The sequence below is a fragment of the Pseudomonas sp. P42 genome, from assembly GCF_017973755.1.
Lineage (GTDB): Bacteria > Pseudomonadota > Gammaproteobacteria > Pseudomonadales > Pseudomonadaceae > Aquipseudomonas > Aquipseudomonas iridis.
In genome coordinates this window covers 477291-498795 of sequence record NZ_JACOPU010000006.1, presented here as the reverse complement: position 1 = coordinate 498795, position 21505 = coordinate 477291, and the positions used below count along the sequence as shown (strand labels likewise).

General features: G+C 58.8%; 15 protein-coding genes. 13 read left to right on the top strand and 2 right to left on the bottom strand.

Translation table 11 applies throughout. From position 1 onward, the window contains the following. The first annotated feature begins 27 nt into the window (after window positions 1-27). Both H8B20_RS21610 and pgm read left to right on the top strand, forming a co-directional pair. Complete coding sequence (locus H8B20_RS21610; RefSeq protein ID WP_210624551.1) at window positions 28-1434, top strand: aminotransferase-like domain-containing protein; 1407 nt, start codon at window positions 28-30, stop codon at window positions 1432-1434. 99 nt (window positions 1435-1533) lie between these two features. Next, window positions 1534-3180: a phosphoglucomutase (alpha-D-glucose-1,6-bisphosphate-dependent) gene (pgm, locus tag H8B20_RS21605; protein ID WP_210624550.1), complete on the top strand. Its 1647-nt coding sequence runs from the start codon at window positions 1534-1536 to the stop codon at window positions 3178-3180. A gap of 77 nt (window positions 3181-3257) precedes the next feature. On the opposite strand, the gene H8B20_RS21600 is transcribed toward pgm, so the two are convergent. After that, complete coding sequence (locus tag H8B20_RS21600; RefSeq protein WP_210624549.1) at window positions 3258-3953, bottom strand: pirin family protein; 696 nt, start codon at window positions 3951-3953, stop codon at window positions 3258-3260. 276 nt (window positions 3954-4229) lie between these two features. Here H8B20_RS21600 and H8B20_RS21595 point away from each other — a divergent pair, with 276 nt between their 5' ends. After that, window positions 4230-6704 carry a UvrD-helicase domain-containing protein gene (locus H8B20_RS21595; protein ID WP_210624548.1) on the top strand — a complete coding sequence of 825 codons (2475 nt, stop codon included), beginning with the start codon at window positions 4230-4232 and terminating at the stop codon, window positions 6702-6704. Between the two features lie 50 nt (window positions 6705-6754). Here H8B20_RS21595 and H8B20_RS21590 read toward each other — a convergent pair whose 3' ends face one another. Further along, complete coding sequence (locus H8B20_RS21590; RefSeq protein WP_042559264.1) at window positions 6755-7027, bottom strand: DUF1652 domain-containing protein; 273 nt, start codon at window positions 7025-7027, stop codon at window positions 6755-6757. Window positions 7028-7290: 263 nt separating this feature from the next. Between H8B20_RS21590 and H8B20_RS21585 the strand changes: the two genes are divergently transcribed. The 10 genes from H8B20_RS21585 (at window position 7291) to eprS (ending at window position 21423) form a co-directional block, all read left to right on the top strand. Next, window positions 7291-8106 carry an AraC family transcriptional regulator gene (locus tag H8B20_RS21585; protein WP_047301180.1) on the top strand — a complete coding sequence of 272 codons (816 nt, stop codon included), beginning with the start codon at window positions 7291-7293 and terminating at the stop codon, window positions 8104-8106. A 52-nt stretch (window positions 8107-8158) separates the two neighbouring features. Next, on the top strand, window positions 8159-9565 hold the full coding sequence (locus tag H8B20_RS21580) for an NAD(P)/FAD-dependent oxidoreductase (RefSeq protein ID WP_210624547.1): 1407 nt from the start codon (window positions 8159-8161) through the stop codon (window positions 9563-9565). Window positions 9566-9595: 30 nt separating this feature from the next. Then, the gene (locus H8B20_RS21575) at window positions 9596-9940 is read left to right on the top strand and encodes a cupin domain-containing protein (protein ID WP_115148108.1); all 345 of its coding nucleotides are present in this window, start codon (window positions 9596-9598) and stop codon (window positions 9938-9940) included. A 50-nt stretch (window positions 9941-9990) separates the two neighbouring features. Then, the gene (locus H8B20_RS21570; RefSeq protein ID WP_210624546.1) at window positions 9991-11076 is read left to right on the top strand and encodes a polyamine ABC transporter substrate-binding protein; all 1086 of its coding nucleotides are present in this window, start codon (window positions 9991-9993) and stop codon (window positions 11074-11076) included. 468 nt (window positions 11077-11544) lie between these two features. Next, a complete protein-coding gene (locus tag H8B20_RS21565) occupies window positions 11545-13011 on the top strand; it encodes a serralysin family metalloprotease (protein WP_210624545.1) in 1467 nt (488 codons plus the stop codon). Window positions 13012-13104: 93 nt separating this feature from the next. Next, window positions 13105-13533: an AprI/Inh family metalloprotease inhibitor gene (locus H8B20_RS21560; protein WP_210624544.1), complete on the top strand. Its 429-nt coding sequence runs from the start codon at window positions 13105-13107 to the stop codon at window positions 13531-13533. A gap of 205 nt (window positions 13534-13738) precedes the next feature. Continuing rightward, on the top strand, window positions 13739-15517 hold the full coding sequence (locus tag H8B20_RS21555; RefSeq protein WP_210624543.1) for a type I secretion system permease/ATPase: 1779 nt from the start codon (window positions 13739-13741) through the stop codon (window positions 15515-15517). Next, window positions 15514-16863: an HlyD family type I secretion periplasmic adaptor subunit gene (locus tag H8B20_RS21550; RefSeq protein ID WP_210624542.1), complete on the top strand. Its 1350-nt coding sequence runs from the start codon at window positions 15514-15516 to the stop codon at window positions 16861-16863. The genes H8B20_RS21555 and H8B20_RS21550 overlap by 4 nt, the downstream gene beginning before the upstream one ends. A 2-nt stretch (window positions 16864-16865) precedes the next feature. After that, window positions 16866-18227, top strand: coding sequence for a TolC family outer membrane protein (locus H8B20_RS21545; protein WP_210624541.1), 1362 nt, complete (start codon window positions 16866-16868; stop codon window positions 18225-18227). Between the two features lie 244 nt (window positions 18228-18471). Beyond that, window positions 18472-21423 (top strand): autotransporter serine peptidase EprS, encoded by a 2952-nt coding sequence (eprS, locus tag H8B20_RS21540; protein WP_210624540.1) that lies wholly within the window; start codon window positions 18472-18474, stop codon window positions 21421-21423. The last annotated feature ends 82 nt before the right edge of the window (window positions 21424-21505 follow it).

Here is a 21505-nt window from a genome sequence, read left to right as displayed (position 1 = left end):
TGAATCACAGCCCATGGATGCCGGCTCGTGAAAGCGTCGCGGGAAAACGACTTTGTTTATCAGGCTGTCTATCGCTACCTGACGCTGCTGATCGAGGAAGCCGGGAGCAGCTCGGCAGTGCGCCTGCCTTCCTTGCGGCAATTGGCTGATCGACTGAATGTGTCGATCTCGACCGTCCAGTACGCCTATTCGTTGCTGGAAAAGGAAGGTCGGGTTTATTCAATCGCCAAATCCGGTTATTACGCGAAAGCACTGCCCGCACTGGACGTGCCTGGTTGTGGCAGGGACCTGCTCGAAACCGTCTACGTCAATACCCAGCGACCGGGCATGTTTGTATTGAGCGCCGATGACCCGGCTTCGCTGCAACCGCTGGACCGTCCTTTACTGATGCTTGAGCGGGAACTGCTGCGCCAGTACCCGCGCCAGCCGCAAGTACTGGTGCAGCCTTGCGGTGAGCTGGAGTTACGCACCGTACTGGCTGCGCGTTACACCTCATCGACGGTGAATTGCTGGCATGCCGATGACGTCTACATCGGCGCCGATTTGCGCGGGGTGCTGGAAATTCTGATTTCGGTGCTCGAGTTGCGCGGGGCCACCGTAGTGGTTGAGTCGCCGTGTGACTGGGTGATCCTGCGTCTGCTGGATTGCGCCCATGTGCGCGTGATCGAGTTGCCGCTGCTCGCCGGCGGGGTGATTGATCCGCAACGCCTGGAGTCTTTGCTCAAGAAGGAGCCGGTGCGGCTGATCCTGTTGTCCTCAGCGTTGAGCATGCCCCACGGCAGCCTGCTATCTGCGACCAATCGACAAGCCATCGCCCATCTGCTCGGGTGTCATGGCACCTGGGTTCTGGAAAACGACTGTCACAGCGAACTCGATGAAGGGGTCGACTCCCAACGCCTGCGCGACTGGCTGGACCCGGATCGCCTGCTGGTGTTTTCCACGTTCGAGAAGTTCATCGGTGCAGAGGCGCCTTTTGGTTTTGTCCTGTCGCGCCATTGGCGCAGTGAGTTGCAACGCCATTTTTTGTTACGCGCGTTTAGCTTGTCGCTAATCCGCCAGAAAGCGATTGCGAGATTGTTGGGCGGCGGACGGCTGGACCAGCATTTGTCGGTACTGCGACGGATGTTAAAGGAGCGACGAACGCAGTTGATCCAGTTATTGCGCGAGCGCCTGGGCGACGCGTTGCAGGTTGTCGAGCCGCAGGGCGGGGCGACGGTCTGGGTAAGCTCGTTGCGTCCGGTAGACATGGGGAATGTCTTTCAGCGCCTGCTCAAGCAACAGATCATTGTTGCGCCAGGGGAGTTGTTCAGCCTGCAGGGGTTGCATGCGCACCATCTGCGCTTGAGCTCGTTGAGCCATGGTGACCAAGATCTGGCGAATGTCGTCACGCTGCTGGGCGACGCATTGCGGATGGCACCCGAGGGTAAACGTTAAAAAACATCGGGAGTGTTCCGGATAGATCCCATCGCACTACGGTCAAACTGCCAGTAAACTGCGTTCTATTCCTGAATCACTCTATTTCAGAGGTTTTGCATGACACTCAGTCCTTTTGCGGGCAAACCGGCACCGGCAGAATTGTTGGTCGATATCCCGCGACTGGTAACGGCTTATTACACCGGCCAGCCTGACGCTTCCATTTCCACGCAGCGTGTGGCGTTTGGCACGTCCGGACATCGGGGCAGTTCTTTCGACCTGAGTTTCAACGAATGGCACGTGCTGGCGATCAGTCAGGCGATCTGCCTGTATCGTGAGGCCCAAGGGATCACCGGGCCGCTGTTTGTCGGCATCGACACTCACGCGTTGTCGACTCCCGCAGGTGCCAGCGCTCTGGAAGTGTTGGCGGCGAACGGTGTGACCGTGATGATCGCCGAAGGCGACGAGTACACGCCGACTCCGGCCATTTCCCATGCCATTCTTTGCTACAACCGCGGCCGTACTTCGGGCCTGGCCGACGGCATCGTCATCACGCCGTCGCACAACCCGCCACAAAGCGGTGGCTACAAATACAACCCAACCAACGGCGGCCCGGCAGACACCCACATCACCAAGTGGATCGAAGCCAAGGCCAACGAGCTGCTGGCCAATAAACTGGCTGGCGTGAAGCGCATCAGTTACGAGCAGGCGCTCAAGGCCAGCACCACCCATCGTCACGACTACGTGAATACCTACGTTGCCGATCTGATCAACGTGATCGACTTCGATGCCATCCGTGATGCCAAGCTGCATTTGGGTGTCGATCCGCTGGGTGGCGCAGGGGTGCGCTACTGGTCGGCGATTGCCGAGCACTACCGTCTGGATCTGGACGTGGTGAACAAGCAAGTCGATCCAACGTTCCGTTTCATGACCGTCGATTGGGACGGCCAGATTCGCATGGACCCATCATCGAGCCATGCGATGCAAGGCTTGATTGGTCTGAAGGAGCGTTTCGACGTGGCGTTTGCCTGCGACCCGGATCACGATCGCCACGGCATCGTGACTCCTTCCGGAGGCTTGCTTGCGCCGAACAACTATCTGGCAGTGTCCATCGATTATCTGTTCCAGAACCGTCCGCAGTGGCGTGCCGATGCTGGCGTGGGCAAAACCGTGGTCAGCAGCGGCCTGATCGATCGTGTGGCCAAGCGTCTGGGGCGTCCCCTCTACGAAGTGCCTGTCGGTTTCAAATGGTTTGCGGACGGCTTGTTCGACGGTTCGCTGGGTTTTGGCGGCGAGGAGAGCGCCGGTGCATCGTTCCTGCGCAAGGACGGCGGTGTATGGAGCACCGACAAGGATGGCCTGATCCCGGCACTGCTCGCGGCAGAAATGACCGCTCGCACTGGTCGCGACCCAAGCCAGGCCTATAAAGCGCTGACCGATGAACTCGGGGAGCCGTTCTCGGTACGCGTAGACGCCAAGGCCAACCCGGAACAGAAAGCGCTGCTGAGCAAGCTGTCGCCGGAGCAAGTCACTTCGACCGAATTGGCGGGCGAGAAGATTCAAAGCATTCTCAGCCACGCACCGGGTAATGATCAGGCGATTGGTGGTTTGAAGGTGATGACCGAGAACGGCTGGTTCGCGGCGCGTCCGTCAGGCACCGAAGACATCTACAAGATTTACGCAGAGAGCTTCATCAGCGACGAGCACCTCAAGCAATTGGTGGTTGAAGCGCAAACTCTGGTGGATGGCGCAATTTCCAGCAAATAAGCTGAAGTCCTTCACCGCAAGGGCTACCGAGGCAAAAAAAGGGGCAACCATTATGGTTGCCCCTTTTTTGCCTGCGATCAGGCCAGGTCCACCAACACAATCTCACTGTCTTCAATCGCAGTAACGGTCAACACCTGCTCATGCGCAACCGCCACACCGTCTCGAGCTTGTGCACGCAAGCCATTGACTTCAATCACACCAGTAGCCGGCACCAGATAAGCGCGGCGTCCTTCGTCGAGACGATATTGCGCCGTCTCACCAGCCTTGATATTCGCCGCCACCAGACGTGCATCGGCGCGGATACGCAGGCTCTGATCATCGCCATCCTTACCGCTGGCAAGGGTCACAAACCCTTCACGCTGACCTTTGGGAAAGGGTTTCGCACCCCAGGACGGCGGGGCGCCGGTTTCGGTGGGCAGGATCCAAATCTGGAAGATCTTGGAGTCCTGGGCTTCCAGGTTGTATTCACTGTGCGCGATGCCCGTGCCGGCGCTCATGACTTGCACGTCGCCAGCCTCGGTGCGGCCCTTGTTGCCGAGGTTGTCCTGATGAGTAATCGCACCTTCGCGCACGTAGGTGATGATCTCCATGTCGCGGTGCGGGTGCTGCGGGAAACCGCTGCCTGCGGCGATTACGTCATCGTTCCACACTCGCAGATTGCCCCAGCTCATGCGCTGTGGGTCGTAGTACTCGGCGAACGAAAAATGGTGATGGGCATCCAACCAGCCATGATGGGCGGCGCCCAGTGTGTTGAAAGGTCTGAGTTCAAGCATGATCGTCTCCTCAAAAGGTAATGACGGGGCGCAGCTATCGCGCCCGGCCCAAGACCGGTGGTTTATGACGGTGATCATCTATCAGCCAAGTATCGATAAAAAGCGTAAAAAGTGCGGTATTAAGATCGAATAAGCCGATCAAAAAAAGCTCGAAGATGTCTTATCCCACCTTCAGTTCATCGCCTAAACCAATGAAGCGTAAGCATTTCGCTAGAACCCGGCGTTAAATAAAGACACCATAGCCTTCAACAGCCTTACTTACTGGAGCCCGTCAGCGTGGCGCAACAAACCCCCGATCTTCCTCCCGAACTTCGTCCATTGGCCGAGATGCCGTGGTTCAAACGTATGGCCGCACGTTTCTTCGGCCACGGTTTGACGCGTTTGCGCGCGCAACACCGTGCGTCGTGGCTGCATGGTCAGGCGGATGGCTTTCGTAGCGGTCACACCGCGGGTGTCGAGTACGGGTATAAAGAGGGCAAGCTCGAGGGGTTTGAAGAAGGTCGGCAAGTGTTGCTGATACGCGACAGCCGCAACACCGAACATCGTCCGCCAAGCGTGGACAATCTCCTGTTCGACGACTGGCGCCTGCCGCTCACGGCTGAGCTGAAGAAGCGCATGAAGGCTGATGTCGCGCGTTTACTTCCCGCACACGCTCAGCCGAGCACTGCGCAGTGGAAGATGATTTTCAGCGATACGCCTTCGACTTCCGTGGTGGCCGGCGCCGGAGCGGGCAAGTCGACCACGCTGGTCCTGCGCATTCTACTGTTGACGCACTATCTGGGCTTTGAACTCGATTCGATGACCGTAGTGACCTTCACCCGCGAATCGCGCAAGGACTTCATCAACAAGCTGATCGAGCTGTTTGCGCTGTGGGGGCGGGCGCTAAGCCTGAAACAGGCGCGGGAGCTGGTGCGAACCTTCCATTCGCGAATCCTGCCGATGGTGCGCAGCCTGGCGGGTTTCGAGCGGTTGCAGGCTTTCGAGAACCTCAGCCATCGAGCGCCCGGTGCTGACGAGGAGGTCGACAGCAATCCGTTCGACCTGCGTATCAACGACGCGCAGCGCCAGCAGCTTAATGCCTGCTATCACCGATTGTTCACGCAGGACGAGCGTTTCCGCCAACTGATTCAGCCGATGGCAAAGGCCGGGTTGCAGCTCAAGGAACTGGAGCGTGATCACCCCGATGTACAGAAGCGCATGGCCGTCACCGAGCTGGCGGCCAAGCGCGATGAAGAACTGTGCGATGCCATCGAAGATCTCTGGTTCGGCGCCGGTGCCTGGCCTATCAAGGGCATTGAGCCCAACCGGCAGACCTTCGAAATCAATGGTTCGACATTTCACTGTCACGGCTACATTCCAAGCCTTGATGCTTGGGTTGTACTCGGTTTCGACCCCAGGGAAAACGCCCAGCTCTGCCGACCGAATGCGAAACTTTCGATACGTGCAGAATGGGCAGTAAAGCGCACCCTGTTTCAAGCTTTCTGTCATAAGCCATTGATATGGTTAGATAGTTACGAGTCGTCAAAACGCGTTTTGGCGACATTGGCAGGCGATGCGAGTGCTGGCCCGGGCTTCGATTACAAGGTCAAAGGTGAACTCGCTTCCGCGCCGTTGCTCGACTGTTTCGTGGCGGCGGCCGGGTTTATCGAGAACCTGGGGCTGGACGTGCCGGATGCTGTTGGCCGCATGAGTTTCGCCAAAGATGACCCCGACCGGTTTTTCTTCGAGGCGTTGAGCCTGTTCTGGCGCGCCCTGGAAGATCACTTGCTCGACCAGAAGCCGCCGATCATGACCTACAACCGCATGTTCGCGCTGTTCAGCGAGCACTCGCCGGAAAACCTCAAACTGCTCAGCGATGAACTGCTGCGACCCATGTCGCACCTGATGATCGATGAGTTTCAGGACGTTTCGCCACAGATCGTTTCGTGGATTCGCGCGAGCCTCTCGGAGATTCGCAGCCGTGGGCCGGCCATGCATGTCGGACGAGGCGCGCAGCGCTCGTCGCTGCTATGTGTGGGGGATGACTGGCAATCGATTTACGGCTGGCGCGGCAGTTCACCGAGTTACTTCATGGAGTTCAACAAGGAATTCCCGTCGCCGAGCACCACGCGAGTGATGCTCAGTGACAACTATCGCAGTCATCAACACATCATCGACGCGGCGGAACACATCGTCCGTGCCGCGCCCGCGATCCCTGGCAAGAAGGCCAAGGCGAGCGGCGAGCCCAAGCCATTGCTGCCAGTCAACGTACTGGAACGCGATGATCAGGCACTGGGCGAACGCCTGGCAGAGCATTATCGGCAAGGGCATTCAATCTTGATGCTTTATCGAAAAAGTAGCGATAAGTTATTGATAGAAAAGCATATTCAGTCTGTAGTTAATGTTGATTCGAGCTTGCCGTACGAAGCTCGTCGCTTGAAACAACTGACGTATCACAGCGCCAAGGGCCTGCAGGCAGACGCGGTGTTTTTGCTCGGTGACTGTCAGCATCTGACCAGTTCTCCTTACAAGAATCAGGTGTATCGCATGGCCGGATTGGGCAAAACCGGCGACAGCGAGCCGTATGACAGCGCGCAAAAGGACGAGATCTTGCGCCTGGCGTACGTCGGGATTACCCGTGCGGTCAGTCATTGTTATTGGTATGTCGAGCCGCAGGAGCCGCAAGCGGTGAACATGCCGAAGGCGTCTGACCGAGTGGCGAAGGGCAAGCCATTCTTCGCTGATCATCGAGCAGAAAAGCAAACCGCTTGACCCACAAAAAAGCCCGCATCAATGCGGGCTTTTTGTTGTAAATCAGAGAGTTATGCGTAATTCCTGAGAGACTCTGGAGGTATGAAAGCATCCAGCTCATCCTCCACAGCCTCGATAATTCGCTCGACGTCTGCCGCATTCATTACCGTTGCGCACGGGATGCCAGCGATAGCGATCATGGTTTCACCACTGGCTCTATCAAACAATCGGGCAATCATGCTGCCCGGTGCATCCATCGTTGCCTCGAAACCCATGGGATGAAAATGCCAGCGCATCAGCTGGCAGGCGTTGGGGAACGTGACTTTGCTTGACCCGTTATTCATGTGTTGCCCGCCTTCTTAATCGAGCGCTTCCTTTAGCTCATGTTAGGTGGGAAGAGCCTTCATTGGCTCAACCGGTGACTGACATTAAAAGTAGCATCTCAATGTGAAATTCCTGTGGGAATTTTCAGTTCATTTTGCGATTGATTCGTATTTTTTGATGTAAGTCACGGCCTACGCATTCATCGCCAAAATGCCACCATGGATTAGTCATTGATGCCCGTGCCGAACTTCGGCAAGCTCGATTCTTTTTCGCCGAGCTCCTTATGCACGCCGACGACGACGGCCCCGCACAGACCCAGGCCACGACCGCCACGGTCATGCGCTATCACTTGAGCTGGAAACACCGCGACCTGGACAGCGTAATGGCGCTGTATCACCCGGACATTCAGTACAGCGATTTTTTCCAGAACCGCGTGCTCGGCCTCGACGAGTTGCGCGAGTACGTGCGTGTGAGCATGCCGCGCGAATCCGACGAAGCGCTTGAGCATTGCGACCGCATTCGCGTTGATGGCAACACTGCGTTCATTCAGTACGAAGTGACCCTGCGCGGCGGCGAGGGACTTGTGTCGTTCCGCTCCAGCGAGGCGATCACGGTCAAGGACGGGCTGATCTGGCGCGTGAATGAATACGCCTCGTTGGTGCGTGCACAGGTTGGCAATACGACTGCGCCGAGCCAGCGCCCGGCCGTCAGTCGCCTGGGCCTGTCGCCGCGTCAATTGAGTTTTATGGCCGACGATCTGCAGCAATACTTCGAACGCCAGCAACCGTACCTGGATCCGGAGCTTGACCTGCAACGGGTCGCGAAGGAGTGCGGGTACAGCCGCAATCAGATTTCCTACCTGCTTAACCAGGTGCTTGGGCAAAGTTTCTACCGCTACGTCAACCACGCACGACTGCAACATCTGCTCAAGTCACTGGACGATGCCGCGCCGCCAGTGCGCATCGATGAGTTGGCATTCGCCGCGGGTTTCAATTCGTTGTCGGCGTTTTACAGCTGTTTCCGCCAACACACCGGCCTGTCGCCCAAGGCCTACGTTAAACAAATTTCTTTGCGGACACGCGCGCAAGACATCCCATGAGGTCGCGCACTAGGATCGACGCCATCGAAGGTTTTCAGTGGCGGAGTCTTGCATGCCGGCGTGGCGCACTATCAGTTTGTGGATGGATCAACTCGACGAGCCGCTGATCGCGCGGTCCGAGCTTGAACGGGATCTGGACGTCGACGTGGCGATTATCGGCGCCGGTTACACGGGGCTGTGGACGGCGTACTACCTGAAGAAGCACGCGCCGGGCCTGGACATCGCGATTATCGAGGCGCAAACCGCCGGGTTTGGCGCATCCGGGCGCAACGGCGGCTGGCTGATGGGCAATCTGCTTGGCGAGGAGCGTTTGCTCGCCGGCCTGTCCCCCGAGCAGCGACGCGCGTCGTTTGATCTGCTGCACAGCATCCCCGATGAAGTCGAAGTCGTCCTCGAACGTGAAGGTATCGACTGCGATTATCGCAAGGGCGGCGTGCTGTACTGCGCGGCGCGCTACCCGGAACAGGAAGCAACGCTGCGCGACTACCTGGCCAAACTCCACGCCCAGGGCCTGACCGACGACGATTACCGCTGGCTCAGCCCCGAGCAACTGGCGCAGCAGATTCGTGTCGCCAAACCTTACGGTGGTATCTACGCTCCGCATGTGGCGACCATTCACCCGGCCAAACTGGTGCGCAGCCTGGCCCGCACCGTGCAAGGCATGGGCGTGAAGATTTACGAAAACAGCCCCGTTACGCATTGGCAGTCGGGCAGTTTGCGCACGGCCAAAGCCAATGTGCGCAGTCGCTGGATCGTGCCGGCGGTGGAAGGTTACTCGGTGACATTGCCGCCATTGGGTCGCTACCAATTGCCGGTGCAAAGCCTGATCGTCGCCACTGAACCGCTGTCCGCCGCTACGTGGGACGAGATCGGCCTCAGTCGCGGCCAGGCTTTCAGCGAATTCAGCCGCCAGGTCACTTATGGCCAGCGCAGTGCTGACAACCGTCTGATTTTCGGCGCCCGCGGTGGTTATCAATTCGCCGGCAAGCTGCGCCACAACTTTGACCTGACCCGCGATGAAGTCGAGCTGCGTCGTTATCTGTTCGGTGAGCTGTTCCCGCAACTGAAAAATGTGCAGATCACTCACGCCTGGGGCGGCAACCTCGGCATGTCCCGCCACTTCAAGCCGCACATGCTGTGCGATCGGGCCAACGGCATTGCGTTGGCCGGCGGTTATGGCGGGGAGGGCGTCGGTGCCAGCAACCTCGGCGGCCGTACCCTGGCCGACCTGATCCTTGAACGCGACAGCGAACTGGTTAACCAGCCGTGGGTGCTGCCGGACGGCGGGTTTCATGCGCTGCGTGCCTGGGAGCCGGAGCCGTGCCGCTGGCTCGGTTACAACGCGATCATCAAAAGCTTTGTCCACGAAGACCAGACCCTCGCCAACCCGGCGACTGCGCCATGGCGGCGCAAACTCGCCAGCCAGGTGGCCGGGTTCATGGAAGGTTTCATGCACTGACAGTTGTTTATTCACAAGACAGGTAACGCCATGAGCATCACCCAGTTCAAAAACACCGCCACGTTACAACTCGATGAATCCAACCCGGTCGCCGTGCCGCTTGGCGAGCCGATAGCCATTGCCTCAACGACCAGCGTCGAGCGCGACGATGGTGTCGAAACCGGCGTCTGGGAATGCACCCCTGGCCGTTGGCGCCGGCAGATCACCGCGCAGGAGTTCTGCCATTTCATTTCCGGGCGTTGCACGTTCACCCCGGACGACGGTGGCGAAACCCTGCACATACAAGGTGGCGACGCATTGATGTTGCCGGCCAACACGCTCGGTATCTGGGATATCCAGGAAACCGTGCGCAAGACCTACGTGCTGATTTTCTGATTGCTTGAGATTGCCTGCCAAACAACAATAGCCTCTACAGGAATCGACCCATGATCCGGAAAACCCTCACTCTGGCACCGCTGTTGCTGGTCGCCTCCATCAGTCACGCCGCCGAGACGGTCAAGGTTTACAACTGGTCCAGCTACATCGCGCCGGACACCACGAAAAATTTCCAGAAAGAAACCGGCATTGGCGTCATTTATGACGTCTACGACAGCAATGAAACCCTCGATGGCAAGTTGATGACCGGCAACTCCGGTTACGACGTGGTGTTTCCGTCCAACCACTTCATGGCCCGGCAGATTCAGGGCGGCGCGTTGAAGAAGCTCGACAAAAGCCAGTTGCCGAACTGGAAAAACCTCAACCCGGTGTTGCTCAAGGCCCTGCAAACCAACGATCCGGGCAACGAGCACGGCTTCCCGTATCTGTGGGGCAGCACCGGCATCGGTTACAACGTTGCCAAGATCAAAGCGGTGTTGGGCGACGACGCGCCGGTCGATTCGTGGGATCTGATCTTCAAGCCCGAGTACATGGAAAAACTGCAGAAGTGCGGCGTCGCGATTCTCGACAATGGCCCGGAATTGCTCCCGGCGGCCCTCAACTACCTGGGCTTGCCGCACCACAGCAAGAACCCCGAGGACTACAAGAAAGCCGAAGCGCTGCTGATGAAAGTGCGGCCGTACGTCAGCTATTTCCATTCCTCGAAGTACACCAGCGATCTGGCCAACGGTGATATTTGCGTGGCGGTCGGGTTCTCCGGTGACATCCTGCAAGCCGAGAGTCGCGCCAAAGAGGCGAAGAACGGCATCGAGATCGGCTATTCGGTTCCCAAGGAAGGTTCGCCCATCTGGTTCGACATGGTCTCGATGCCCAAAGACGCTCCGGACGAGAAGGCCGGCTACGCCTTCATGAACTACCTGTTGCGCCCGGACGTGATGGCTGACATCAGCAACTCGGTGCACTACGCCAACGGCAATGAGCAGGCCGATAGCCTGATCGATCCGGCGATCAAGAACGACACCAAGGTTTATCCGACCCCGGAGATGTTGGGCAGGTTGTTCGCCCTGGAGGCAATGCCGATGAACATCGACCGGATTCGTACTCGGATCTGGAACAAGATTCGTACCGGTAGCTGAGATATATCGGTAAATGCAAAACCTGTGGGAGCGAGCCTGCTCGCGAAAGTGATGTTTCATTCAGCATTGATGTTGGATGAGCTTTCGCATTCGCGAGCAGGCTCGCTCCCACATGGGTTATCAGCGACTATTATCGGGTGATATCAATGCGCTGGCACTTGCACTAATACAAGGTGAAAGTGAGACGCCTTCGACAAAAAACAACTTAGCCTTATTTAATAATTAAATAGAAAATCGTCAGACAATTAGGCAAAAACCAGACATCTGAAACATTCTTTCGACCTCACATGCTTTGTTTACGGGAGCTTCCCGGAATAGCTCGATTTGAATTCAAAAAAATGCTTTACGTCAGATTTCAAATTGTGTCAGTTTTCTTTCGCCTTCATTGGGCGAGTGATAGGACGATCTCGCCAGAGATTGTCGCTATCGGACAAAAACTGTTCCATTGCTTAACAAGGAAGTGTGTTTATGTCGAAAGTTAAAAAGAATGCTATTGATACCGCCGAACAGGCTTTTCAACCTGTAGGGGCTGCGCAGTCACTGGCAGCATCCAGCTCCGCCTGGAACCAGATCAATAGTTTCAGCCATCAATACGATCGCGGCGGCAACCTCACGGTCAACGGCAAACCCTCCTTCTCCGTCGACCAGGCCGCCACCCAGTTGCTGCGCGACGGCGCTGCCTATCAAGACAAAGACGGCAGCGGCAAGATCGAACTCACCTACACGTTCCTGACTTCTGCTTCATCGAGCACGATGAACAAGCACGGGATCTCCGGGTTCAGTCAGTTCAGTGCACAACAACAAAACCAGGCCAAGCTCGCCATGCAATCCTGGGCCGATGTGGCCAATGTCACCTTCACCGAAAAAGCTACGGGTGGTGACGGTCACATGACGTTCGGTAACTACAGCGGTGGCCAGGATGGCGCTGCAGCGTTCGCTTATCTGCCAGGCACCGGCGCCGGTTATGACGGCACCTCGTGGTACCTGATCAACAGTGGCTACACGGCGAACAAGAATCCGGATCTGAACAACTACGGCCGTCAGACTCTGACTCACGAGATCGGTCATAGCCTCGGTCTGGCTCACCCTGGCGACTACAACGCCGGTAATGGTAACCCGACCTATAACGATGCTTCCTACGGGCAAGACACCCGCGGCTACAGCATCATGAGTTACTGGAGCGAGAACAACACCAGCCAGAACTTCAGCAAGGGTGGCGTGGAAGCCTATGCCTCCGGCCCGCTGATGGATGACATCGCAGCGATCCAGAAACTTTACGGCGCCAACACCACCACTCGTACCGGTGACACCACCTACGGTTTCAACTCCAACACCGGTCGCGACTTCCTGAGCGCTTCGTCGTCGAGTGACAAAGTTGTGTTCTCGGTCTGGGATGCGGGCGGCAAGGATACTCTGGACTTCTCGGGGTTCACCCAAAACCAGAAGATCAACCTCAATAGCGCCTCGTTCTCCGACGTTGGCGGTATGGTTGGTAACGTGTCCATCGCCAAGGGCGCAATCATCGAGAACGCCATCGGTGGTTCGGGCAGCGACCTGCTGATCGGCAACAGTGTGGCCAATGAACTCAAGGGCGGTGCCGGAAACGACATCCTCTACGGGGCTGGCGGTGCCGACAAGCTGTGGGGTGGCGCGGGTTCGGACACGTTTGTGTTCGCGGCCAGTTCGGATTCCAAACCGGGTGCGATCGATCAGATCCTCGATTTCGTCAGTGGTCTGGACAAAATCGACCTGACCGGCATCACCAAGGGCGCCGGCCTGCACTTCGTCAGCGCCTTCACCGGTGCGGCGGGCGATGCGGTATTGACCTCGTCGGGCGGCAATAGCCTGCTCTCGGTGGACTTCTCCGGATTCGGCGCGGCCGACTTCCAGGTCAGCACCGTTGGCCAGGCGGCAATCAGCGACATCGTGGCCTGATGTGAAACAAGAGGGCGGCGCGTGATGCGCCGCTTTCTTCGCTTGCATCGTCTTGCCCTGTAGGCAAGGCTACGCACTGGGGTGAAATTTCCTATGAGTCGAAACGTTTTTACCTACATGGCGGTGGCGTGGCTGATGGCGACGCTGATGATGATTTCAGGAGAAACAAGCATGGCAAGCAGCCTCAGGCTCGAAGAACCCTCGGTATTTGCCGGGCAGTGGCAGGCGACGCTGAGCGCCCGCGATGACAGCGCTGAAGCGCAGAAACTGCAGGACAAACCGTCAAATACCTGCACTGTCGATCTGCAATCCAACCAGACGATTGGTAAAGGCGCTGACTGCTTGGGGGCATGGCTCGAAGAGGCACCGATTGGCTGGTTTCCCGACCCGGACGGTATTTCGATCACTGGCAAGGAGGGTTCAAGAATCCAGTTCTTTAGCCGACAACGTGATGGGTTTTATCTGGCGACTTTGAAGTCAGGTCTGAAAGTTACCCTGGAGCGCGTTGCGCAACAGTCGTAAAGATCAATCAGACGACAAGGTTTTAATATAAGGCGTCACTGTCAGGTTATAAGCGACATGTTCAAGCACAACTGCACTGTATTAATCAGAGCTAGTTGTTATGAATTTGTAAGCGAACAGCTTGGAAATACGTTCCCGCGTTGCGCGGATAATCAATTTGAAGTCTCGCCAAAGATTGGCGAGAGTTAGATCTCAGGAATAATCAATGAAGATGGCGAAGGCCCCAGCCACCGCTCCCTTGTTCAAGGCATTGGGTGACTATAAAAGCATCCTGATCAGCGTCGGTTGCTTTACGGCACTGATTAACGTGCTGATGCTGGTGCCCTCCATCTATATGCTTCAGGTCTATGACCGGGTGCTGTCTTCGCAGAACGAAACCACCCTGGCGATGCTGTCGATGATGGTTGTCGGCTTCTTCGTCTTTATCGGCCTGCTGGAAGTTGTACGTAGTTTCATCGTAATCCGCATCGGCAGCCAACTGGAGCGCCGTTTCAACCTGCGGGTGTACCAGGCGGCGTTCGAACGCAATCTGTTCAAAGGCGAGGGTAATGCCGGGCAGTCGCTGGGCGACTTGACCCACATTCGTCAATTCGTCACCGGCCCGGCGCTGTTCGCTTTTTTCGATGCGCCGTGGTTTCCGGTGTATCTGTTCGTTATTTACCTGTTCAACGTCTGGCTCGGCGTACTGGCCACCGCCGGTGCGCTGTTGCTGATCGCCTTGGCGTGCCTCAACGAATACATGACCAAAAAGCCGCTGGGCGAAGCCGCCGGTTTCTCGCAGCAATCCAGCCAGTTGGCTACCAGCCACCTGCACAACGCCGAAACCATTCAGGCGATGGGCATGCTCGGTTCCTTGCGTAAACGCTGGTTCCAGGTGCATTCGCGCTTTCTCGGTTTGCAGAATCAGGCCAGCGACACCGGCGCGGTGATCAGCTCTCTGAGCAAAACCCTGCGTCTGTGCCTGCAATCGCTGGTGCTGGGCCTTGGCGCGTTACTGGTGATCAAAGGTGACATGACCGCCGGCATGATGATCGCCGGCTCCATCCTGATGGGCCGCGTACTCAGCCCGATCGACCAGTTGATCGCCGTCTGGAAGCAATGGAGCGGGGCGAAGCTGGCCTACCGTCGTCTCGATGCGTTGCTGCAAGCCTTCCCGCCGAGTGATGAAGCGATGGCCCTGCCAGCGCCGAAAGGCCAGATCACCTTCGAGCAAGTCAGTGCCGGCCCACCGGGGCAACGCGCTGCGACCTTGCACATGGTCAATTTCAATCTGGGCGCAGGTGAAGTGCTGGGTGTGCTCGGCGCGTCCGGTTCCGGCAAATCGACCCTGGCCCGAGTGCTGGTCGGTGTCTGGCCGACCCTGGGTGGCACGGTGCGACTGGACGGCGCGGACATCCATCGCTGGAATCGCGATCAACTCGGCCCTTACATCGGCTACCTGCCGCAAGACATCGAACTGTTCAGCGGCAGCATCGCCGAAAACATTGCGCGTTTTAGCGAGGCCGATGCGCAGAAAGTCGTGGCGGCTGCCCAGCAGGCCGGCGTTCACGAAATGATCCTGCGCCTGCCGCAAGGTTACGACACGCAGTTGGGCGAGGACGGCAGCGGTCTGTCCGGTGGTCAGAAGCAACGAGTGGCGCTGGCGCGCGCCATGTACGGGACGCCAAGCCTGGTGGTGCTGGATGAGCCCAACTCCAACCTCGACACCGTGGGCGAAGCGGCGTTGGCCAGCGCGATTGCGCAACTCAAGGCCCAGGGCACCACAGTGGTGCTGGTGACACATCGCTCTTCGGTGCTGGCTCAGGCCGACAAACTGCTGGTGCTCAACGAGGGTCGTCTGCAGGCCTTCGGCCCGAGTCAGGACGTGCTCAAGGCGCTGTCCGGCGCCGCCAATGAACAACCACGCGAGAAACCTGCACAAGCACCGGGCGGGCTCAGCATGAGCCGGCAGTATCAGCCCACGACAAGGAATTCGGGTGTATGAGCAGCGCAAACATGAACACTGAAAACGAAGCGAGCATGGAGCACGCGTACATCGCTGAACGTCCGGAACGTGACGCGAAATTCTTCGCACGCATGGGCTGGGTTCTGGCGATTGTCGGCGCGGGCAGCTTCTTCACCTGGGCGGCATTGGCGCCGCTGGATCAAGGCATTCCGGTACAGGGCACGGTGGTCGTGTCGGGTAAACGCAAAGCCGTGCAGTCGATGAGCAGCGGGGTGGTCAGCCGGATTCTGGTACGCGAAGGCGAGATCGTTAAGCAGGGCCAGCCACTGTTCCGCCTCGACCAGACGCAAGTCGCTGCCGATGTGCAATCGTTGCAGGCGCAATACCGCATGGCATGGGCGAGTCTGGCGCGTTGGCAGGCCGAGCGCGACAACCTCAAGCAAGTGACCTTTCCGGCGGAGTTGAGCAATGACCCGGACCCGCGCCTGGCGTTGGTTCTGGAAGGCCAGCGCCAGTTGTTCAGCAGCCGCCGCGAAGCGTTCTATCGCGAGCAGGCCGGATTGCGCGCCAGCATCGAAGGCGCCACCGCGCAACTGGCCGGCATGCGCCGCGCGCGCACCGACCTCAATGCCCAGGCCGACTCGCTGCAACAACAGTTGAGCAACCTGCAACCGCTGGCCGACAACGGTTACATCCCGCGCAACCGCTTGATGGAATATCAGCGCCAGCTCTCGCAGGTCCAGCAGCAACTGGCGGAAAACACCGGTGAAAGCGGGCGAGTCGAGCAGGGTATTCTTGAGTCGCGCCTGAAGCTGCAGCAGCACAGCGAGGAATATCAGAAGGAAGTCCGTACGCAACTGGCCGAGGCGCAGCTCAAAAGCGTCACGCTGTCAGAGCAACTGACCTCCGCCGGTTTCGACCTGCAACACAGCGAGATTGTCGCCACCGCCGACGGCGTTGCAGTCAATCTTGGCGTACACACTGAAGGCGCCGTGGTGCGACAGGGCGAAACCCTGCTGGAGATCGTTCCGCAAGGTACCACCCTGGAAGTGGAAGGGCACCTGCCGATCAATCTGATCGACAAGGTCGGCCCGCATCTGCCGGTGGACATCCTGTTTACCGCGTTCAACCAGAGCAAAACCCCGCGTGTGCCGGGCGAAGTCAACCTGATTTCCGCCGACCAGATGGTCGATGAAAAAACCGGCGTGCCGTACTACGTGTTGCGCAGCAGCGTCAGCGATCAGGCCATGGAAAAACTCCACGGCCTGGTGATCAAACCGGGCATGCCGGCAGAAATGTTTGTGCGTACCGGCGAGCGATCGCTCCTCAACTATCTGTTCAAACCGCTGCTCGACCGGGCCAACTCTGCGTTGACCGAAGAATAAGGATGTTCAGCTGTATGAATAAGCTTTGCATGCTCGGGGCAGCATTGACGCTGTTCGCGAGTCACTCAGTCGTAGCGGCCATGGGGCCGTTTGAGATCTACGAACAGGCGTTGCGCAATGACCCTGTGTTCCTCGGCGCGATCAAGGAACGTGATGCTGGCCTGGAAAACCGCGCCATTGGCCGTGCCGGGCTGCTGCCGCGTATCGGTTACACCTATAACAAGGGCCGCAACTCCTCGAAGGCAACGTCCCTTGATGAGCGTGCGCGCAATAAAACCGACGACCGCAATTACAGCAGTTACGGCTCGGCCCTGACCCTGCAACAACCCTTGCTCGATTACGAAGCCTATGCGGCGTATCGCAAGGGCGTGGCGCAGTCGCTGTTTGCCGACGAAAGCTTTCGCGGCAAGAGCCAGGAACTGCTGGTGCGCGTGCTGGATAACTACACCAAAGCCTTGTTTGCCCAGGACCAGATTGATATCGCACAGGCGAAGAAGAAGGCTTACGAGCAGCAGTTCCAGCAAAACGAACACATGTTCAAGCAGGGTGAAGGCACGCGCACCGACATTCTTGAAGCCGAGTCGCGTTATGAGCTGGCGACCGCCGAGGAGATCGAGGCGCGCAACGAACAGGACGCGGCGCTGCGCGAACTGGGCGCACTGGTCGGCGTGCCGGCCGTGGATATCGGTGATCTGGCGCCGCTGGATCAGAACTTCCAGACCTTCGTACTGCAGCCAGCCAATTTCGATACCTGGCATGAAATGGCGGTCAGCAACAACCCGAACCTGGCCTCGCAACGCCAGGCTGTGGAAGTGGCGCGCTACGAGGTCGAGCGCAACCGCGCCGGGCACTTGCCGAAAATCAATGCTTACGCCTCGATGCGCCAGAACGAATCGGAAAGCGGCAACACCTACAACCAGCGCTACGAAACCAACACCATCGGTCTCGAAGTGAGCGTGCCGTTGTACGCCGGTGGCGGCGTGTCGGCCTCCACCCGTCAGGCCAGCCGCACCATGGAACAGGCCGAGTACGAACTGGACGGCAAGACCCGCGAGACACTGATCGAACTGCGTCGCCAGTTCAGCGCCTGCCTGTCGGGGGTGAATAAATTGCGCGCGTATCAAAAGGCCCTGAGTTCGGCGGAAGCGTTGGTGGTGTCGACCAAGCAAAGCATCCTCGGCGGTGAACGCACCAACCTCGACGCGTTGAACGCCGAGCAGCAACTGTTCACCACCCGCCGCGATCTCGCGCAGGCGCGGTACGACTATTTGATGGCCTGGACCAAGTTGCATTACTACGCCGGCACGTTGAATGAGCAGGATCTGGCGCGGGTGGATGAGGCGTTTGGTGTAGCTCATCGCTGATGTGCACGACTTGAGAGCGGCCCCTCACCCTAACCCTCTCCCGAAGGGAGAGGGGACTGATCGGGGGATGCTTCAGAGGTACACCGACGTGAACGTGTTGCACCGAATCCATAATCGCCCGGTTTTTACAGGTCGATGTAAAGCCTCGGTCAGCGCCCTCTCCCTCGGGGAGAGGGCTGGGGTGAGGGGCTCCAGGCAACACTGCAAAAGTACCCGCATAAAACAATAAAAGTGAGTAGTGAACATGGAAGTACGCATCAAGCCAATTTCGGTCGGCACGCTGTTGCTCGCAGTTTCTATATCCCAGGCCCACGCCCAGTACTTGGAGGCCGGCAAACCCGGTGATCCCGCCAGTTGGCGCAGCGCCGAGTTTCTGCGCGATTGGGGCCTTGCGCGCATGCAGGCCGATCAAGCCTACGCTGCCGGCATTACCGGCAAAGGCGTGAAGATCGGCGCGCTCGATTCCGGTTTCGACGCCGCCCATCCCGAATTCGCCACTGAGCGTTACCACCCGGTTCTGGCCAACGGTAACTATATCGACGGCTCGCCGTTCAACGTCGATGGCACCCTCAACGCCAACAACGATTCCCACGGCACCCATGTGGTCGGCACCATGGGCGCCTCGCGTGACGGCACGGGCATGCACGGCGTGGCCTACAACGCGCAAATCTTTGTCGGCAACACCAACAACAACGACAGCTTCCTGTTCGGCCCCAAGCCCGATCCGCGTTATTTCAAAGCGGTATACGACGCATTGGCCGATGCCGGCGTGCGCGCCATCAACAACAGTTGGGGCAGTCAGCCGCCGGATGTCAGCTACCGGACCCTGGCTGATCTGCACGCTGCCTACGCGCAGCATTGGAGCAAAGGCACCTGGCTCGACGCCGCTGCCGATGTTTCGCGACGCGGGGTGATCAACGTGTTCAGTGCCGGCAACAGCGGTTATCCGAATGCCAGCGTGCGTTCGGCGCTGCCGTACTTTCAGCCTGATCTCGAAGGTCACTGGCTGGCGGTCTCCGGTCTCGATCAGAGCAATCAGCAGAAGTACAACCAGTGCGGCCTCGCCAAATACTGGTGCATCACCACGCCGGGCGCGAAGATCGACAGCACCATTCCCGGTGGCGGTTACGCGATCAAGTCCGGTACGTCGATGTCGGCACCGCACGCCACCGGCGCCTTGGCTCTGGTGATGGAACGCTACCCGTACATGAACAACCAGCAGGCGCTTGAAGTGCTGCTGACCACCGCCACCCAGCTCGATGGTTCGGTGACGGATGCGCCGACCGAGCGGCTCGGCTGGGGCGTGGCCAACCTGAACCGGGCGATGCGCGGGCCTGGACAGTTACTCGGGGCGTTCGACGCCAATCTGGCGGCCGGGCAGAGCGATGTCTGGAGTAACGACATCTCCGACAACGCGCTGATCCAGCGTCAGGGCGAAGACCTCGCTGAACACGTTACCTGGCAGCAAACCCTGCAAGACAAGGGTTGGCAGAACGGCATTGCGCCCGGCGCCAGCCAGCAGGATCAGACCGACTACGCGGTAGGCATGGCCCGTGATGCCGCCGCCGCGGCGCGGGTTTATCAGGGCAGCCTGATCAAGTCCGGAGACGGACGCCTGTTTCTTACCGGGGACAATACCTATCGCGGCCCGACCACAGTCAATGGCGGCCTGCTGAGCGTCAATGGTTCGCTGGCTTCAGCAGTGACCGTCAACGATGGCGGCACCCTTGGCGGCTCCGGGCGAATCGGCTCGCTGATCGCCAACAACGGCAGCCGTGTGGCGCCGGGCAACTCCATCGGCACCTTGAATGTGGCCGGTGACGTGACCTTCGCGCCGGGTTCGACCTACGCGGTGGAGCTGTCACCGAGCCGCAGCGACCAGATTGTTGCCGGCGGCACAGCCACGGTCAGCGGCGCGACCGTCAGCCTGGCGCTGGAAAACAGCCCGACCTTGCTCAGTGCCTCCGAGGCGCAAAGCCTGCTCGGTCGCCAGTACAACATCCTGCAAGCGGCGGGTGGTGTTCAAGGCCAGTTTGGCGCCGTGGTGCCGAACTACCTGTTCATTGGCGGCAGCCTCGATTACGCCGCCAGCGCGATCCAACTCAATATTGAACGCAACGCGACCGCGTTCTCCAGCGTCGGCCAAACCCCGAATCAGCGTTCGGTGGCCACGGCTGTCGAAGGCCTGGGCGCAGGCAATTCGGTTTACGAAAGCGTGCTGCTGTCGGCAGACGCCGCGTCTGCGCAACAGGCCTTTCAGCAACTGAGCGGCGAAATCTACCCGGCCCTCGGTTCGATGCTGATCAACGACAGCCGCCAATTGCGCGATGCCGTCGGTGAGCGCCTGCACGACGCCTCCGCGGCGCAAAGCAACGGCTGGATCAAGGCCCTCGGCGCGTGGGGCAGCACCGATTCGAGCCATGACACGGCGGGCTACAACACCTCGATTGGCGGTCTTTTGGCCGGTGTCGACGGCGCGCTGGACGAGCAGACCCGCATCGGTCTGGTCACCGGCTACAGCGACAGCTCTCTGAGCATGGGCTCGGGCACGCACTCGTCGGCCAAGGTCGACAGCTATCACCTCGGTGCTTACGCCGGGCATGAAATCGGCGCCTGGCGTCTGAGCACCGGCGCGGCCTACAGCTGGCATCGCGCCGATGTGAAACGCGATCTGCAGTACGGCAACGTCAGCGCCAAACAAAAAACCAAGGTTGATGCGGCGACGACTCAGGTGTTCGGTGAGGCGGCTTATCGACTGCACCTGCAACCGCTGGCGCTGGAGCCGTTCGCCAATCTGGCTTACGTGCATCTGGACACCGAAGGTTTCACCGAGAAGGGCGACGCTGCGGCGCTGAAAAGCTCGGGCGATCAGCGTGATGCAGTGCTGAGCACCCTCGGTGTGCGGGCGATCAAAACGTTCAATCTGTCGACTCGGCAAACACTGGATGTGAGGGGCCATCTGGGCTGGCAGCACAGCCTCACCGACATCGAATCTGAACAGCATCTGCGCTTTGCCAGTGGCGGCACGCCTTACAGCGTCGAGAGTTCGGCGCTGGTGCGCGATGCCGCGTTGGTCGGCGTGCAGGCCAGTCTGGCGTTGAGCAAGGACGTGCGCGTGAACCTTGATTACAACGGGCAGTTGGCTAGCCGCGAGAAGAGCCATGGCGTGGGCCTGAGCCTTAACTGGCAGTTCTGACCGAACCCTCAAAAACAGGCAACCCTCTGTAGGAGCCGCCGCAGGCTCGGGCCGCGATCGGACGATCTTTTGACTTTGATTT